This window comes from Mucilaginibacter sp. A5337, from assembly GCF_059690695.1.
The window spans coordinates 230,255-245,903 of record NZ_JCAWEC010000001.1 but is presented as its reverse complement, the minus strand read 5'-3'; the positions used below and the strand labels follow the sequence as shown (position 1 = coordinate 245,903).

The 15,649-nt window shown below is 43.4% G+C and carries 18 protein-coding genes; 14 read left to right on the top strand and 4 right to left on the bottom strand.

Annotated elements, in window-relative coordinates; all coding sequences use genetic code 11:
- Both AC59JO_RS01110 and AC59JO_RS01105 read right to left on the bottom strand, forming a co-directional pair.
- Nucleotides 1-435 (bottom strand): GNAT family N-acetyltransferase, encoded by a 435-nt coding sequence (locus tag AC59JO_RS01110; RefSeq protein WP_497302826.1) that lies wholly within the window; start codon nucleotides 433-435, stop codon nucleotides 1-3.
- A 131-nt stretch (nucleotides 436-566) separates the two neighbouring features.
- A complete protein-coding gene (locus AC59JO_RS01105; protein ID WP_497302824.1) occupies nucleotides 567-809 on the bottom strand; it encodes a MoaD/ThiS family protein in 243 nt (80 codons plus the stop codon).
- A 353-nt stretch (nucleotides 810-1,162) separates the two neighbouring features.
- Here AC59JO_RS01105 and fdhD point away from each other — a divergent pair, with 353 nt between their 5' ends.
- The 9 genes from fdhD to AC59JO_RS01060 all read left to right on the top strand — a co-directional run bounded on the left by fdhD (nucleotide 1,163) and on the right by AC59JO_RS01060 (nucleotide 8,954).
- Nucleotides 1,163-2,047 (top strand): formate dehydrogenase accessory sulfurtransferase FdhD, encoded by an 885-nt coding sequence (fdhD, locus tag AC59JO_RS01100; protein WP_497302822.1) that lies wholly within the window; start codon nucleotides 1,163-1,165, stop codon nucleotides 2,045-2,047.
- Nucleotides 2,048-2,062: 15 nt separating this feature from the next.
- The gene (locus tag AC59JO_RS01095; protein WP_497302820.1) at nucleotides 2,063-2,419 is read left to right on the top strand and encodes a DUF7009 family protein; all 357 of its coding nucleotides are present in this window, start codon (nucleotides 2,063-2,065) and stop codon (nucleotides 2,417-2,419) included.
- On the top strand, nucleotides 2,416-4,731 hold the full coding sequence (locus AC59JO_RS01090; RefSeq protein WP_497302818.1) for an FdhF/YdeP family oxidoreductase: 2,316 nt from the start codon (nucleotides 2,416-2,418) through the stop codon (nucleotides 4,729-4,731). Before AC59JO_RS01095 ends, AC59JO_RS01090 begins: the two co-directional genes overlap by 4 nt.
- A 72-nt stretch (nucleotides 4,732-4,803) precedes the next feature.
- Nucleotides 4,804-5,121, top strand: a complete 318-nt coding sequence (locus AC59JO_RS01085; RefSeq protein WP_413668786.1) for a ferritin family protein — start codon at nucleotides 4,804-4,806, stop codon at nucleotides 5,119-5,121.
- A gap of 101 nt (nucleotides 5,122-5,222) precedes the next feature.
- Nucleotides 5,223-5,828, top strand: coding sequence for a GDSL-type esterase/lipase family protein (locus AC59JO_RS01080; RefSeq protein WP_413668785.1), 606 nt, complete (start codon nucleotides 5,223-5,225; stop codon nucleotides 5,826-5,828).
- A 43-nt stretch (nucleotides 5,829-5,871) separates the two neighbouring features.
- Nucleotides 5,872-6,600, top strand: coding sequence for an esterase family protein (locus AC59JO_RS01075; RefSeq protein WP_413668784.1), 729 nt, complete (start codon nucleotides 5,872-5,874; stop codon nucleotides 6,598-6,600).
- Between the two features lie 49 nt (nucleotides 6,601-6,649).
- A complete protein-coding gene (locus tag AC59JO_RS01070) occupies nucleotides 6,650-7,165 on the top strand; it encodes an O-acetyl-ADP-ribose deacetylase (protein ID WP_497302816.1) in 516 nt (171 codons plus the stop codon).
- Nucleotides 7,166-7,293: 128 nt separating this feature from the next.
- Nucleotides 7,294-7,863 (top strand): Crp/Fnr family transcriptional regulator, encoded by a 570-nt coding sequence (locus AC59JO_RS01065; protein ID WP_413668782.1) that lies wholly within the window; start codon nucleotides 7,294-7,296, stop codon nucleotides 7,861-7,863.
- A gap of 68 nt (nucleotides 7,864-7,931) precedes the next feature.
- Nucleotides 7,932-8,954, top strand: coding sequence for an alpha/beta hydrolase family protein (locus AC59JO_RS01060; protein ID WP_497302815.1), 1,023 nt, complete (start codon nucleotides 7,932-7,934; stop codon nucleotides 8,952-8,954).
- A 29-nt stretch (nucleotides 8,955-8,983) separates the two neighbouring features.
- On the opposite strand, the gene AC59JO_RS01055 is transcribed toward AC59JO_RS01060, so the two are convergent.
- Nucleotides 8,984-9,373 (bottom strand): hypothetical protein, encoded by a 390-nt coding sequence (locus tag AC59JO_RS01055; RefSeq protein WP_413668780.1) that lies wholly within the window; start codon nucleotides 9,371-9,373, stop codon nucleotides 8,984-8,986.
- A 154-nt stretch (nucleotides 9,374-9,527) separates the two neighbouring features.
- On the opposite strand from AC59JO_RS01055, the gene AC59JO_RS01050 reads away from it, so the two are divergent.
- From AC59JO_RS01050 to AC59JO_RS01040, 3 genes are all read left to right on the top strand, one after another.
- Nucleotides 9,528-11,945, top strand: coding sequence for a glycoside hydrolase family 3 N-terminal domain-containing protein (locus AC59JO_RS01050; RefSeq protein ID WP_413668779.1), 2,418 nt, complete (start codon nucleotides 9,528-9,530; stop codon nucleotides 11,943-11,945).
- Nucleotides 11,946-12,193: 248 nt separating this feature from the next.
- Complete coding sequence (locus tag AC59JO_RS01045; protein ID WP_413668778.1) at nucleotides 12,194-12,634, top strand: DUF695 domain-containing protein; 441 nt, start codon at nucleotides 12,194-12,196, stop codon at nucleotides 12,632-12,634.
- Between the two features lie 24 nt (nucleotides 12,635-12,658).
- Nucleotides 12,659-13,102, top strand: a complete 444-nt coding sequence (locus AC59JO_RS01040) for a DUF7684 family protein (protein ID WP_497302814.1) — start codon at nucleotides 12,659-12,661, stop codon at nucleotides 13,100-13,102.
- Between the two features lie 14 nt (nucleotides 13,103-13,116).
- Here AC59JO_RS01040 and AC59JO_RS01035 read toward each other — a convergent pair whose 3' ends face one another.
- On the bottom strand, nucleotides 13,117-13,941 hold the full coding sequence (locus tag AC59JO_RS01035) for a sterol desaturase family protein (RefSeq protein WP_497302813.1): 825 nt from the start codon (nucleotides 13,939-13,941) through the stop codon (nucleotides 13,117-13,119).
- Between the two features lie 173 nt (nucleotides 13,942-14,114).
- Here AC59JO_RS01035 and AC59JO_RS01030 point away from each other — a divergent pair, with 173 nt between their 5' ends.
- Entirely contained in the window at nucleotides 14,115-14,978 is an 864-nt protein-coding gene (locus AC59JO_RS01030; RefSeq protein ID WP_497302812.1) for a helix-turn-helix domain-containing protein, read from the top strand.
- A 96-nt stretch (nucleotides 14,979-15,074) separates the two neighbouring features.
- A complete protein-coding gene (locus tag AC59JO_RS01025) occupies nucleotides 15,075-15,614 on the top strand; it encodes a carboxymuconolactone decarboxylase family protein (RefSeq protein ID WP_497302811.1) in 540 nt (179 codons plus the stop codon).
- Nucleotides 15,615-15,649: the final 35 nt, after the last annotated feature.

Here is a 15,649-nt window from a genome sequence, read left to right as displayed (position 1 = left end):
CTATATTTTATCCACTAACGATTTCATGAGGTACTTGGGCGATTCGGTATAACCCTGCCTGTAATAAAACCGATGCGCATCAACCCTGCGTGTATGGCAGTGAACTTCTATGCGGTCGGCATTGCGCTGCTTACCAAGCTCTGTGATATAATCCTCAAGCGCTTTACCAATGCCTTTACCACGGATGTTTTCATCGACAGAAAAACAACTGATGCGGATAAAATCGCCCTTAACTACTAACTGCGTTAAAAAATCGATGGCAATAAAACCTGCAACCTGGCCCTCATCTTCATAAACTAAAACCCGTGATGAAGGTTGCCTTAACATTAGTTCAAGGTTCTCCGGTAAATGCTCCTCGGTACCGGGATAGCCTAATTGTGTAAGCAGGTTTGATATTGCTGAATGATCGGCAAGTGTAGCGCTTCTGATAGCCATTGTTATGTTATGTTGAATGGATTTGTAATAAAGTACCTTCTTAAAGCTGCCGCAAACAGCTAACTAAAACCTGCAGACTGAACACAACTACTGCCGCTGCCACTCATAACTGCTACTGAATTGCCAACTGACTACCCCCCGCTTACGGGTGGAATGATCGCAATTTCATCCCGCTCGTGAATAGTATCACCGGGCAGGGCGTATTCGTTGTTAACAGCCAGCATGTATGATGAAAGCTGCTTTAAACGCGGATATTGCTGCTCAAGCAGGTATTTTAAATTGGAGATAGTAGCATCGTTGGTCATTTCCAGGCTAACTTCGCTGCATCCAAATATCTCCCTGGTCACCCCAAAAGCCAGTATGTTGATCTTCATATCTCAAAAATATTCAAATTAGCTTACAAAATGAGCAATGGGTTTAAATTTAACAAATCCACTTACGCAGGTTTAAGCGTCCACGCTTACTTTCCAGTAACGTGAGCCGGGACGCTTAATTTTGCCGGGGGGCACACGTGTTAATACCCTGTTTTGTTTAAGGTGTTGATTGTCAATATAGAGTGTGAAGGTATTCCGGATTTCTGTTAACCCTGTTAACCCCCTTCTGATCTAAGTTAACGGCTCTTACGTGGACGCTTACTTCAAAAATAAGTCAAACGCAAACGCCTGAACTTGCTTTTCGCGCATAAACTTGCATAAACAAACGCGCCGGTTAAGTTGTATATTTGAATATGTCTACGCCATCAGTTATTCATATCCCGGTTGTAAAAGTTAACGCTAACCAAAGCGCCAGGGAAGAGGATAGTATCGCCATTGAAGAGCCCCTGGAAATTAAGCTGGAATATGGTCCGGCCGATCAAAGAGAGGTACGCAACATCTCAGTAACCATGCGTACTCCCGGGCACGACGCCGAACTGGCAACCGGTTTCTTGTTTACCGAAGGCATTATTAAAAATGCCGATGAGATAAAATCGACTAAACATAGCTTTATTGCCTGTGCCGAAAACAAGGAGAACACCATACTGGTAACACTGGAGGAGGGCGTTCTGCCGAACCTCCAAAATACCGAACGCAATTTTTACACCACCAGCAGTTGCGGTGTATGCGGTAAGGGATCGATCAGCGCTATACGTACGGTGAATGGTTTTGCTGGGAGGGAGGATGATGGCAACATGATCCACAGCATTGTACTTAATCAGCTTCCGAAGATATTGCGCAGGCATCAACGTGTATTTGATGATACAGGGGGGCTCCATGCCTCTGCATTATTTACTCCTGTAGGCGAATTGCTGTTACTTAGAGAAGATATAGGAAGGCATAATGCCTTAGATAAGTTGATCGGGGCCGCCATGAATTATGATTGGCTTCCTTTGCAACAAACGGTATTGTTACTGAGCGGCAGGGCCAGTTTTGAACTTATTCAAAAAGCGGCTATGGCAGGCATTAGTATTATTGCAGCTGTAGGCGCCCCCTCAAGCCTCGCCGTAGAGCTGGCAAACGAGTTTAACATAACACTGATAGGATTTTTACGCGATGAACGCTTTAATATTTATACAGGTGCACAACGTGTAATGATCCCTGCCGATGATGCTGTGTCAACAGTACCGGCAGTATAAACTGATTTGATATCAATGAAAATAAGGATAAAAGGTAATTCACTACGATACAGGCTCACTAAAACCGACGTAGCTAAACTGGCCGAAGATGGTTACGTGCAGGAAACGGTTGATTTTGGCAGCCAGCAACTTATTTACGCTTTAAGGCTGGTTGATGATGAGCAACTGTCGGCCACTTATAAAGAAAACGCTATAACACTGTACGCGCCCAAAACTATGATTACCGGTTTTGCTGATGAAGACAAAGTAGGTTATGAGGGCACTCACGGCAGCTTACATTTACTGGTTGAAAAAGATTTTACCTGTTTGGATGAGGTTGCTGAAGATCAGAGCGATAATTACCCCAATCCTTTAGCAGCTAAAAAGATATGAGCAAGGAACCAGAACAGGAACCTGCAGCTGAAAACCCCGAAGAACTGCTCGACCTGAAAATAACACATCCCAAAGACTGGGCAGCTGGTATTCCCGCTGTAACAGTTGCTATGGTTGATATATTAAAGGAAACAGGCCTGGTAAGGGGTATGGAAGGCCTGTTTCACATGAACAAAAAGAACGGTTTTGACTGCTCTGGCTGTGCCTGGCCCGACCCCGATGACGACCGTTCGCCCATAGCCGAGTATTGCGAGAATGGAGCCAAAGCCCTTGCTGAGGAAGCCACCACCAAAAAATTGACCGGTGAGTTCTTCGCCGAAAATTCGGTGGCGGATCTTGCCAAACTTAATGATTACGAAATTGGGAAAAAAGGGCGCATTGCCCAGCCGGTTTACCTCGCCAAAGGTGCTACACATTACACCCCGGTAAGCTGGGACTTCGCTTTTAAAAAAATAGCAGAGGAGCTTAACGCGTTGGCATCGCCCGATGAAGCTGCCTTTTATACATCGGGCCGTACCAGTAACGAAGCTTCATTTACCTACCAGTTGTTTGTGCGCGAGTTTGGCACCAATAACATGCCCGATTGCTCCAACATGTGCCACGAAAGTACCGGTGTTGGCCTTGCGGATACCATTGGCATTGGTAAGGGTACAGTTACTCTTAATGATTTTTACGATACCGATGTAATCATCATTATGGGGCAAAACCCCGGCACTAATCATCCGCGCATGCTCAGCGCACTTGAAAAAGCAAAAGAAAAAGGTTCGAAGATCATCGCCGTAAATCCGCTGCATGAGGCCGGTTTAATGGGTTTTAAGAATCCACAAAAAGTAAAAGGTTTTTTGGGTATCAAAACCCAACTGGCCGACTTGTACCTACAGGTGAAAATAAATGGTGATATGGCGCTGCTCAAAGCCATGGAAAAGCTGCTGTATAAGGCCGAATTGGAAAACCCGGGTACTGTTTTCGATCATGAATTTATTAAAAAGAACACCACAGGTTATGTTGCGTTTTTAGATAGCCTGAACCAATATGAAGTTGATGATCTGGCTAAAGCTGCGGGTTTAACAGTAACTGAAATTGAGCAGGCTGTTAATTTGATTAAAAATAAAAGCCGCATCATCATTTGCTGGGCCATGGGTATTACCCAGCATAAAAACGGTGTAGCTGTTGTGAAAGAGATTGTGAATCTGGTTATGCTTAAAGGCGCCATTGGTAAACCCGGCGCTGGTTTGTGCCCGGTGCGCGGCCATAGCAATGTACAGGGTAACCGCACTATGATGATTTGGGATAAGCCGAAACCTAAACAGTTAGATAAGCTCAAAGAAGTTTTTGGTTTTGAGCCACCGCGGGGACATGGGTATGACGTTGTGGAATCCATCAAAGCTATGGATGAGGGCAAGCTCAAAGTGTTTTTTGCAATGGGGGGTAACTTTCTTTCGGCTACGCCGGATACCCTGTTTACCGCGCAGGCTATGCGTAAACTTAGATTATCGGTTCATGTGTCAACCAAATTAAACCGCAGTCACCTGGTGCATGGCGAAGAGGCTTTAATACTGCCAACACTATCACGAAGCGACAAGGATATTGTAAATGGCGAAGAGCAGTTCATTAGCTGTGAAAACTCAATGGGGGTTGTCCAGATGTCGAAAGGAATGTTGACGCCGGTATCCGAACACCTGATGAACGAGAACCAGATTGTCTGCAACCTTGCCAAAGCCACGTTTGGTAACCGCTCGGTTATCGACTGGGATAAATATGCCCAAAGCTATGATGCTGTGCGCGATGTGATAGCCAAGGTAATTCCGGGTTGTGAGGATTATAATCAGAAGGTTCGTTTGCCCGGCGGTTTTTACCTGCCTAACGCAGCACAAGAGGGTAAGTTTATCACCGAAAAAAACGGAAGCATTATACCTTTTAACATCGCCCCGCTGCCTAAGCATGAACTGGCGGCCGACGAATATCATATGGCAACCATTCGCAGTCATGATCAGTTTAATACCACTATATATGGTCTTGATGACCGCTATCGGGGCATTCACAACGAGCGCCGGGTAATATTAATGAACGAGAACGACATGCAAAAGGCCGGCTTTAAGGCCCGGGAAAAAGTTGACTTGTTTAATTATGATGATTGGGTTGAGCGGGTAGCAAGGTTATTTGTGGTGGTACCCTATAACATCCCCGAAGGGAATACAGCCACCTATTATCCGGAAGCCAACGTGCTGATCCCTATCAACAGCGTTGCCGAGCAAAGCAATACACCAACGTCAAAACTGGTCACTGTTAAAATCAGGAAGCATGTGGTTTAATAATAATTCTAAATACTTACAGGCTAAAACAAAAGCGTTCAAATTACATTTATCTCCTTAAAAAAGAGCAGTATGTCATTTGATCAATATCACGAACCCCCAAATGAATTATCGGACGAAACCCGCACCTTTGCCCGAATGATAGTTTCATTAACCGAAGAGGCGGAGGCAATAAACTGGTACGAACAACGCATTTCGGTTGAAAAAGATAAACAGGCAAAAGCTATTATGCAAAATGCCCAACAGGAAGAGTTTAAGCATTTTGGTATGGACCTGGAGTTTTTGTTGCGTAAGAAACCCGTTTGGCGTACCACTTTGCAGGCCATCCTTTTTAAAAAGGGCGATATTGTTGAACTGGGCACGAAAGGAGAAGAAGCGGCAGAAGAGTAACAAGTTTACAATTTTAATACCATTATTTTATCAACTTACATTAAGTTAGGGCTATTGTATTATCTTTAGCCCTTAAATTAATACGGTCTACAAAATAGAATATGATCTGGTACGAAGAGGATGTGAAGCAGTTGGAGATTAAGCGAACTAAGCTTGATTATGTGCCGCGGGTAATTTTTTATGGAAGCTCATCCATTCGTTTATGGAATACGCTTGATGCTGATTTTGACGACATGCAGCCTGTTAACCTGGGCTTTGGCGGCTCAACGCTGGCCGCCTGCGTTTGGTTTTTTGAGCGTATTCTTCATTCCTACAACCCCGAGTCTATCGTGGTTTATGCAGGCGACAATGATTTGGGCGATGGCCGCAACCCCGAGGAGGTTTTTATATTTTTTAAGCAGCTAACCGTTGAGGTTGAGCGGCTTTTTGGTAATATTCCCTGTTATTATATTTCGCTTAAGCCGAGCTTTGCACGCTGGCCTATTGTTGAAAAATACAGGTATACCAACAGTTTAATTGAAAACGAAATAATTCACCGCCATAAAAACTGGCAGTTCATCAATATATTTAATCAGATGATAGATGCTTCCGGTAAACCAATACGAGAATATTATGATAAAGATGGTTTGCATTTAAGCAGCGCCGGTTACGCTTTGTGGAAAAATGCTGTTTTACAGCGAATGCCGCAAAGTATCAAATTAGCTTAATATAGGGTTTACACACATTTGTCATCTTTCAGCGGTTTAAAAGATGAAAAGAGAGTACCACAAGTGGTTCAGTCCGTCGCTTCAGCGTAATATGGAATTGCTGGTTTTTGGCCACGCAGGTGCCTCTATTTTATTTTTTCCCACTCGTACAGCCCGGTTTTATGATTATGAAGACTGGAAGGTAATTGAGGCTTTGCGAAGCAAAATTGAAGCCGGGCATCTGCAAATTTACTGTGTTGACAGTATCGATCGCGAAAGCTTTTATAACGAGTATAGCCATCCCTATCACCGCATGGAAAGGCACCTGCATTATGAGCAATACATTTTACAGGAGGTGGTGCCTTTAATGAAAACACTTAATGCCGATGGTTCAATTATTTCGGCAGGGTGCAGTATGGGTGCTTATCACGCTGTAAATATCGCTTTCAAACATCCTTCGGTATTTGTTAAAGTGGTAGGTATGAGCGGGCGCTATGACATTACACAGGCTATGGGTAACTTCCGCGACCTGTTGGATGGCTATCGCGATGAGAATGTGTACTTTAATATGCCTAACCAGTTTTTGAATAACCTGCACAGCCCCGAAATTATTGCTCAGATTAAGCGCCTTCAAATTATACTGGCCGTAGGCGAAGAAGATGCATTTTTAGAGGATAATAAATACCTGAGCACAGTACTGGCCAGCAAGGGGATCCAAAACAGTTTATACATCTGGCATGAAGAAGCCCACCGAGCCCGTTACTGGCGTAAAATGGTGCAGCTGTATTTTTAAAAGCAAAACATTTTCCTGTTTGTTACACAAGCTATAAATCCAAAATGCTATGGGTATTATTGAGTTGGTACAGGGCGATATTACAAAAATTAAAGCCGATGCCATAGTAAACGCCGCTAATACCTCGTTAATGGGCGGTGGTGGCGTTGATGGTGCTATCCATCGTGCAGGCGGACCGGAAATACTGGAGGATTGCCGAAAGATTGTTGCCCGGCAAGGCGGTTGTAAAACTGGAGAGGCTGTAATAACTACGTGTGGTAAACTGCTAGCAAAATACGTGATCCATACGGTAGGCCCGGTTTACAATAGTGGTAAAAGGGGAGAAGATGAGCTGTTACGTTCAGCTTATTCAAATAGTTTGAAGCTTGCTGCCGAAAACAATGTACATAGTATAGCTTTCCCAAACATCAGTACTGGTATTTATCGTTTCCCAAAAGATAAGGCCGCGGCAATTGCTGTTAAAGCTGTTAATGAGTTTTTGGCAGAAGATAAAGTGGTTGAGAAGGTGATATTTGTTTGCTTCGATAACGAAAATTACGGCTTGTATAACAAGCTGCTGACTTAGCAGCAGCTGTGCTTATCCATTATATGTTGTAGACCCAGACTTACGAAGTTTCTAAAACTTCGTAAGTCTTCACTGGTTAAAATAATCTGGAATTTGTCAACCCCGTGCCAAGTGCATAAATTGCATCGATGCATGCCGCTTTAAAACAACATATCGGAGATAAATTAGTACTCTCGCCCGAACACGAGCAATTGGTGGCTAATTGTTTTAAATCCCGCTTTACAAAACGTAATGAGATATTGGTTGAAAAAGGAAGTGTCGCGAAGTATTTATATTTTGTTGTGAAGGGGTGCCTGCGGGTGTTCTTAACCGATGATGATGGTAACGAATCAACCCGGTTCCTGATATTTGAAGGGCGCATGGGTACCGCATTCCCAAGTTTTATATTGAAGGAGCCATCTGTCGCTTCTATTCAAAGCCCGGAACCATCTGAGTTACTGGTGCTAAGCTATGCTGATCGTGATCTGTTGCTAAAGGAGATCCCCGGATTTGAAACCATGTACCGTTTAGGACTTGAGCTTGATTATATCGCATCCATCCAACGTATAGAAAGCCTCATCACCATGGATTCAAAAGCCCGGTACAATATCCTCATGCAAACCCAGCCCGAGATCATCAAAAGGCTACCCAATAAAATAGTGGCCGACTACCTTGGCATTTCGCAGGAAACCCTGAGCCGGCTCAAATCAAAAAAATAATTTATTGACTATTGTCAATCTTTTTGATGTGCTAATTGCCTTGTTTTGTGAAGTAAACGCTAAACATTATGTGCAAACAAATACTTATCGCTATCATCTTACTGCTATCGGTTGCAACAGCCCGGGCCCAAAACCTCGGCGAACGTACTTTTAATTTGAAGGATGGCAGCCGTAAAAATCGCCCGGTGGTTACCGAAATATGGTATCCCACAACAGATACTTTAAAACCTGCTGATAAACATTTTTCGCCCTTTTTACGTCAGCCAACCGTGCGTAATGGTAAGCTTCCGGTAAATAAGTTACCGCTCATCCTGCTTTCGCATGGTACAGGCGGCGGCAGGCTAACTTTGGAATGGCTTGCCCAGGCCCTGGCAAACAGCGGCTGCATAGTTGCTGCTGTTGATCATTATGGTAATACCTATGATCATAAAATCCCCCTTGAGTTTGTGAAGCCCTGGGAACGCCCGTTAGATATTAGCTTCGCCCTTACCGCATTATTAAATGATCCGGCGGTTGGCCCGCTTGTTGATCAGCAAAAGATAGGGGCAACAGGTTTTTCTTTTGGAGGATACACCATGATCGCCCTCGCCGGTGCAAAGCTCGACTTTGAGCAAGCCCGTAATTATTATAAAACTACAGGGCGCAAAGAACTGGAGATTCCCGAATTTCCGGGTTTGGTAAAACTGTTGGACGATAGTACGCTGATTGCCGACTCCAAATACGTGCCGCCATTAAAAGATAAAAGAATTAAAGCTTTCTTTTCCATATCGCCTGCTTTGGGTTTCGGTTTTGTCCGCAAGGAGCAGGTAGCCGATATTAAAGGCGCTTTATATATCGTGGGCTCGCAAAGCGATAGTATCGCACCTGTTAAAACCAACGCCAGGCATTATCATCAGTTAATCAGTAAATCAACTTATACAGAGCTACCGGGTAAGGTAGGTCATTACGTTATGCTTGGCGAAGCAATTGATGCCGTAAAAAAAGAAGCGCCGATTTATTTTACCGATGCCCCCTCTGTTAACAGGCACGCCATCCATTTACAGGTAGATAGTTTGGCGGTTAGTTTTTTCAGAAAAGAATTGAAGTATTAGCAGGCTAAACTCAATTCTTAAACAGCTGACTACAATGTTTTCATTACCCGATTATAAATGATCTTAACAGGTTCGATGAACAGGATAGTGACTATGATGACAAGAAATATTTGCCGGTCACTTTCCTTATAGTTTACTATAGTTAACAAGCCAACTCCCAGTAAAAATAACGGAGCCGCATATTTAAGGATGCTCCAGGTAGTTTTTATTTTTGTTTCGATAACATTATATAGCAGATAACTGCAAACGGCAATTATATAACCCGGAATAGCAAATAACGCATACATAACTGCTGCGCCTACCTCGTTTCCCTCGCGGGCAATGCCATAAATAATTAATGTAATTATCAGGAAAGGTACGCAGATAGCGGCCTGAATAAGCGCTTGCGAAATTAGGGTGACAGGTTGTTTTAAGCTCATGGACAGTTTAAAAATAGCGTAAAGTTTCTGAATAATGCAACTGATATGTTACTCAAACGATATAGTTAAAATATACTACTCGGTGGATAGTTGTAACGGTACTGGTTAGGCCTAAAGCTATATATTTGGCAAAACCAACTCCAATACAACCCTCATGAGAAATAAATACTACCTGCCGCGGGTGTTCGTGGCATCTGCTTTGTCGCTTAGTTTTAGCCTGGCTTCATCGGCGCAGGAAAAAAATATCTACCACAAGGGCTGGATAGATTTTAACAAGAACGGCAAAATGGATGTGTTCGAAGATCCCTCGCAACCCATTGATAAGCGTGTGGCCGACCTGGTAAGCCAAATGACTGTTGAAGAGAAAACCTGCCAGATGGCCACCCTTTACGGGTACAAACGGGTACTGAAAGACGAAATGCCTGTACCCAACTGGAAAAACGAAGTATGGAAAGATGGGATAGCCAATATTGATGAGGAGCTGAATAACCTTACCTCACATACAGACGATGCGCCAACACAGTATTCATATCCGTTTAGCAAGCATGCTGCAGCCATCAATACCATTCAAAAATGGTTTGTTGAGGAAACCAGATTAGGTATCCCGGTTGATTTTACCAACGAGGGCATTCACGGTCTTAACCATGACAGGGCTACACCGCTGCCTGCGCCGATATCTATCGGCAGTACCTTTGATAAAGAACTTGTTTATGAAGCAGGTAAAACCGTTGGCCGCGAAGCCAAAGCCCTGGGTTATACCAACGTTTACGCTCCTATACTTGACCCTGCCCGGGACCAGCGTTGGGGCCGCGTGGTTGAATGTTATGGTGAAGATCCGTTTCATATTGCCGAAATGGGCAAGCAGATGGTGCTGGGTATCCAGGAAAGCGGTGTAGCCTCAACACTTAAGCACTTTGCCGTATACAGCGTACCTAAAGGGGGCCGCGACGGTAGTGCCCGTACCGACCCGCATGTGGCTCCACGGGAAATGCACCAGTTGTATTTATATCCGTTCCGTAGGGTGATCCAGGAGGCGCATCCTATGGGCGTAATGAGCAGTTACAATGACTGGGATGGTGTGCCCATAACAGGCAGCTATTACTTTTTAACGCAGTTATTACGTCAGCAGTTTGGGTTTGATGGCTATGTTGTGAGCGATAGTGAGGCCGTTGAGTTCCTTTACTCTAAACATCACGTTGCGGCCGATTATAAGGAAGCCGTAAGGCAGGCTGTTGAAGCAGGGCTTAACGTGCGCACTAATTTTACCATGCCGCAAACCTTTATCATGCCCCTGCGCGATCTGATCAAAGAAAACCGTATTTCAATGAAAATCATCGACACCCGTGTTGGCGAGGTATTGAAAGTGAAGTTTAGGTTAGGATTATTTGACAGCCCTTATGTTAAAGACCCTAAAGCGGCCGATAAAATAGTGCATACCGATGCAGATAAGGCAATGAGCCTGAAAATGAACCGTGAATCAATGGTGCTGCTGAAAAACGCTAATAACCTGTTACCGTTGGATAAAAAGAAATATCCTAATATCCTGGTTACCGGTCCGCTGGCTAAGGAAACAAACTACGCTGTGAGCAGGTACGGCCCATCGCACAACCCTGTTACCACTGTGTTTGATGGGATTAAAAATTATGTTGGCGGCGATGCTAAAGTAAGCTATGCTAAAGGTTGCGACATGATTGATGCTACCTGGCCGGAGAGCGAGATTATTGAAACACCGCTAACTGCGCAGGAGCAGGCCGGCATTGATTCGGCAGTGGCGCAGGCCAAACAATCAGATATTGTGATTGCTGTGGTAGGCGAAGATGTTGACCGTGTAGGCGAAAGTTTATCGCGTACCGGCTTAAATCTGCCGGGCAGGCAATTGAAGCTGATCCAGGCTTTACAGGCTACCGGTAAACCAGTGGTAATGGTGATGATCAACGGACAGCCGCTAACCATCAACTGGGAAAACAAATATGTACCTGCGATTTTAGAGGCCTGGTTCCCCAGTGTTCAAAGCGGACAGGTGATTGCTGAAACCTTATTCGGTGATAATAACCCCGGTGGCAGGCTGCCGATCACGTTCCCTAAAACTACAGGGCAACTGGAGTATAACTTCCCTTTTAAGCCATCATCACAGGCCGAACAGGGCGGGCAAAACAGCTGGGGTAAAACCAGCGTAAAAGGTGCCTTATATCCGTATGGCTATGGTTTAAGCTATACCACATTTGAGTACAGTAACCTGCAGGTATCGCCCGAAAAAGGTAATTCGCAGGGACTTATACAGGTAAGTGTTGATGTAACCAATACCGGGCAGCGCAAAGGCGATGATGTGGTACAGCTTTACCTTAAGGATGAAGTAAGCAGCGTTACTACGTATGAATATGATTTGCGTGGCTTTGATAGGATTACCCTTAGTCCAGGCGAAAAGAAAACAGTACAATTTACCCTGCACCCCGATGATCTGGCGCTGTTAGATAAAAATATGAACTGGACGGTTGAGCCGGGTAAATTTATGGTGATGATAGGCAGCTCGTCGGTTGATATTAAATTGAAAAAAGAGTTTGAGATAGAATAAAAGAGATGTTTATGACTTACGAAGTTTAAAACTTCGTAAGTCTCTTATTCACCAAGCCAGGGACGCCTTTGTCAATGATTTTTTGAATAAATGCGCCGTATTTTGCCGGGCATGCTTATCTTTATATGCAGAAAGCAGAGTGAAACTAAAGATCTGTTATTGAGGAATAAAATCATTGCAAACCCTGTTGTTCGGCTATAATATTTTATCTGTAAAATTACCCTGCTAAACCTTATAAAAACAAACCTATGATTTTAGATGATACCTGGGTGTCGGTAGAAGCCGTATCCGACGATGATATTCCTCTGCTGGTGCGCTACAGGCCCAACCTGGCAAATTTTTTTGAAACCGGTGTTTATCTGCAACGGATGGATGTAACCTGGAACTATGAATCATTTGATCCATCGTTGTTGCCTCCTGCCGATGAAATGTTGTTGATGGAACAGATAGAGGATGCATTGGTGGATATCCTTGAAGATGATTATCAAAGTATCCTGGCTTTTGTATTTACCGGCGAAAATGAACGCTGGTGGGCCTGGTATACCACTGATATTGATATTGCAGGCGACAGGCTTAATGAGGCTTTAGCCGAATTTGATGAACTCCCAATAAATATCACCGTTATCGACGACCCTGAATGGGAAGAGTATTTTAGCGTTATGGAAGATTTTGGAGAGGATGGGGAGTAAGGGTAACTCCCGAGCAACCCGGTTATGAAGGAAGTAACGATAATTAACAACCGGAAACTGTATTATCAAAAATACATGCCGGATATGGATTGGACGAAAAACATCCCAGGGGAAAAATGGGTATTGGTTGTTAGGGTTGACGAAAAAGATAAAACAAAATTTGAAGATATAGCCTGCAACGCGATAAATCATAATGTATATTATGCCTGTTGTACGGGCAGCTATGGCGAGTTTTTACATGATTATATAGACGAAACAATAGTTCTTCGTAAGGTAGGTGTAGTTGAAGGACATCTACCAATGTATGATATCACGACCACATGGCATAATGAGGGCTTAGGCGATGCCCTTTGGTTTGCGTTATATTGTTCCGGTGATGCGGGTAATGTTTTGATGCTTGATGCATCCCACGGGCAAGCTGAACCAAATTGGAATAAAATAATTGCTGAATGGAGCCAAAGCGAATAAGATGCTGAGTGCTTTTACTTTTTCGGCCGCTCCAGCTTCTGAAACGGTATCTTAAGAATATTTACAAACTTGCCGGTAGTTTCTTTATCCATATGGGTATCTATGCCAAAGCGGGTGTTTTCCTGTTCAAGCTCGCCAAAAGTACCAAAAAGCCTGTCCCAGATGCTTAGCACATCGCCATAGTTGCGGTCGGTGTGGGGCAGTTGATAATGATGGTGTACGTGGTGCAGGTTAGGCGTTATGAAGATCAGGCCAACTACTTTATTAACTTTTTTAGGTAACCTGAACTCGGTATGGGCAAGGATATTAAATAGCGATTGAAAGGTTTGCCTTAATACCAAAACGCCAACGGCCGGGCCGCATATAAATACCCAAAGCATTAAACAGCAGGTACGTACACAGGTTTCGCCGGGGTGCTCACGTACTGTGGTTGAAACGTCAACATGAAGATCGCTGTGATGCACCAGGTGGAATTTCCAAAGTGGGTCTATCTTGTGCATTACCACATGGTAAATGTATTCACAAAGGTCAAGCAGCATAAAAAGGCTTATGTAATAAACCCATTTATTGTGATGACCGGGAATATAGTTGATCAGCCCCCAATGATGTGCGTTGGTCCAGCCAACTATGATCAAAACAATAGTGGTGAGCAATAGCTGGATAGGGAGGGCTGTAAAAATGAACAGCAGGTTGGTTTTATTGTGTTGCCAGCGTTTTTTTACCGAAATTATACCTGACGAAAAACAAACCTCTACCAGCCACAAAGAGCATATGATAAAAGCATATAATACAATTTGCACGGCATCCTGATGCCGGTCGAGGAATTGGGTAATAGTCATCTTAAATTAATAGGGGTAATCACCTCAAGCAATGGCAGCGGGCAATTAAAGAGGCAATTTCTATCTTTTGGATGAATGTTTGATGAAGTATGTTAAGCGGTTGTTAAGAATTATGATGGAGTAATGACCTTTATTGTGACATATTTTCTAAATATCTTTGCTATCGCGCAAAAATGAAACTATCAGCTACAGAACAATCTACAGGCGGCGATCTGCTGCTGCTTATTAATGAAAGGCACTTCGACAGGATGTTTTTTACCCGCGATCGTCATCATAAATACCTGACTATAGCCTGGAACCGCGGCGAGAAGCAAACCGTAACTATTGATGAGATTGATTATGATTTTTTGCCTAATACCATTCTGCCTTTAATGGTTAATCAATCCTTCCGCTTTGAGCGGCCGGAAGAAATAGTGGCCTGGCAATTTAACCGCGATTTTTATTGTATTGTTGATCATGATGAAGAAGTAAGTTGCGTAGGTTTCCTGTTTTATGGTAGCTCCGACCAGGTTTTTGTTACCCTTGACGAAACCATGCAGTTTAAATTGCAGCGCCTGCTTGATATTTTCATCGAAGAGTTTGAAACGGCAGATAATATCCAGATAGATATGCTCAGGATGCTGTTGAAGCGGCTTATTATTATCGTGACGCGCCTTGCTAAGGCTCACAGTGGCCCACGCGAAGCTTTGGCCGATGAAAAATTTGGTACTATCCGTAAGTTTAATCTGTTGGTGGAGAATAATTACCGTGAACACCATACCGTGGCCTATTATGCGCGGCAATTAAATAAATCGCCCAAAACGCTTTCCAACCTTTTTGCCTTGTATAACCATAAGACACCTTTACAGGTGATACAGGAACGCCTGATTATTGAGGCAAAACGCCTGTTGTATTATACCGATAAATCGGCCAAAGAAATTACTTATGAACTTGGCTTTGATGATGCGGCTTATTTTAGCAATTTTTTCAAAAAACACACCTCGTTTTCGCCTACTGATTTCAGAAATAACAAGGTTTTAGTTGCTGAAGGGAAATAATTACAAGAACCCGGGAAATTTGCCCATTCCTCAGGGCCGCTAAACTTGCCACCTTTGTATTGTTAATTCAAAACAACAAAAATTAACATTACAAAAATGAAAACTTTCGCAATTCCAACCAGAGAACAAGTAACCCCAGAAAATCAGGCAATATTTGATACATTAACCAAAGTAGTAGGCCGCGTACCAAACCTGTTTGCAGTTTTTGCAACTTCAGACCATGCGCTTGCTAACTATATAACACTTTCAAACGGTAAAACATCATTGCGTGCTAAAGAAAAAGAAGCCGTAAACCTTATCGTAAGCCAGGTAAATGATTGTGCCTACTGTTCTGCCGCTCACACTGCCATTGCTAAAATGAATGGCTTTAACGATGATCAGATTGTTGAGATTCGCGGTGGTTCTGCTTCATTTGATCCAAAAATTGATGCTTTGGTTAAAGTAGCTAAATCAATTACCGAAAATAAAGGCCATGCCGATCATCAGTTGGTTGAAAACTTTTACGCTGCCGGTTATACACAGGCCAATCTGATTGATGTAGCAGTAGCTGTTGGTGATAAAACCATTACCAACTATGTATATGCCTTAACCCAGGTACCTGTTGACTGGCCTGCTATCCCTGAACTGGTAAAATAATATTCCTGATTTATAATTTATAGTTTACACCCTTA

What these genes read in the sequence shown, in the direction of transcription:
- AC59JO_RS01110 (WP_497302826.1), bottom strand. Translation starts at nt 435, where the DNA reads ATGGCTATCAGAAGCGCTACACTTGCCGATCATTCAGCAATATCAAAC.
- AC59JO_RS01105 (WP_497302824.1), bottom strand. Translation starts at nt 809, where the DNA reads ATGAAGATCAACATACTGGCTTTTGGGGTGACCAGGGAGATATTTGGA.
- fdhD (WP_497302822.1), top strand. Translation starts at nt 1,163, where the DNA reads ATGTCTACGCCATCAGTTATTCATATCCCGGTTGTAAAAGTTAACGCT.
- AC59JO_RS01095 (WP_497302820.1), top strand. Translation starts at nt 2,063, where the DNA reads ATGAAAATAAGGATAAAAGGTAATTCACTACGATACAGGCTCACTAAA.
- AC59JO_RS01090 (WP_497302818.1), top strand. Translation starts at nt 2,416, where the DNA reads ATGAGCAAGGAACCAGAACAGGAACCTGCAGCTGAAAACCCCGAAGAA.
- AC59JO_RS01085 (WP_413668786.1), top strand. Translation starts at nt 4,804, where the DNA reads ATGTCATTTGATCAATATCACGAACCCCCAAATGAATTATCGGACGAA.
- AC59JO_RS01080 (WP_413668785.1), top strand. Translation starts at nt 5,223, where the DNA reads ATGATCTGGTACGAAGAGGATGTGAAGCAGTTGGAGATTAAGCGAACT.
- AC59JO_RS01075 (WP_413668784.1), top strand. Translation starts at nt 5,872, where the DNA reads ATGAAAAGAGAGTACCACAAGTGGTTCAGTCCGTCGCTTCAGCGTAAT.
- AC59JO_RS01070 (WP_497302816.1), top strand. Translation starts at nt 6,650, where the DNA reads ATGGGTATTATTGAGTTGGTACAGGGCGATATTACAAAAATTAAAGCC.
- AC59JO_RS01065 (WP_413668782.1), top strand. Translation starts at nt 7,294, where the DNA reads ATGCATGCCGCTTTAAAACAACATATCGGAGATAAATTAGTACTCTCG.
- AC59JO_RS01060 (WP_497302815.1), top strand. Translation starts at nt 7,932, where the DNA reads ATGTGCAAACAAATACTTATCGCTATCATCTTACTGCTATCGGTTGCA.
- AC59JO_RS01055 (WP_413668780.1), bottom strand. Translation starts at nt 9,373, where the DNA reads ATGAGCTTAAAACAACCTGTCACCCTAATTTCGCAAGCGCTTATTCAG.
- AC59JO_RS01050 (WP_413668779.1), top strand. Translation starts at nt 9,528, where the DNA reads ATGAGAAATAAATACTACCTGCCGCGGGTGTTCGTGGCATCTGCTTTG.
- AC59JO_RS01045 (WP_413668778.1), top strand. Translation starts at nt 12,194, where the DNA reads ATGATTTTAGATGATACCTGGGTGTCGGTAGAAGCCGTATCCGACGAT.
- AC59JO_RS01040 (WP_497302814.1), top strand. Translation starts at nt 12,659, where the DNA reads ATGAAGGAAGTAACGATAATTAACAACCGGAAACTGTATTATCAAAAA.
- AC59JO_RS01035 (WP_497302813.1), bottom strand. Translation starts at nt 13,941, where the DNA reads ATGACTATTACCCAATTCCTCGACCGGCATCAGGATGCCGTGCAAATT.
- AC59JO_RS01030 (WP_497302812.1), top strand. Translation starts at nt 14,115, where the DNA reads ATGAAACTATCAGCTACAGAACAATCTACAGGCGGCGATCTGCTGCTG.
- AC59JO_RS01025 (WP_497302811.1), top strand. Translation starts at nt 15,075, where the DNA reads ATGAAAACTTTCGCAATTCCAACCAGAGAACAAGTAACCCCAGAAAAT.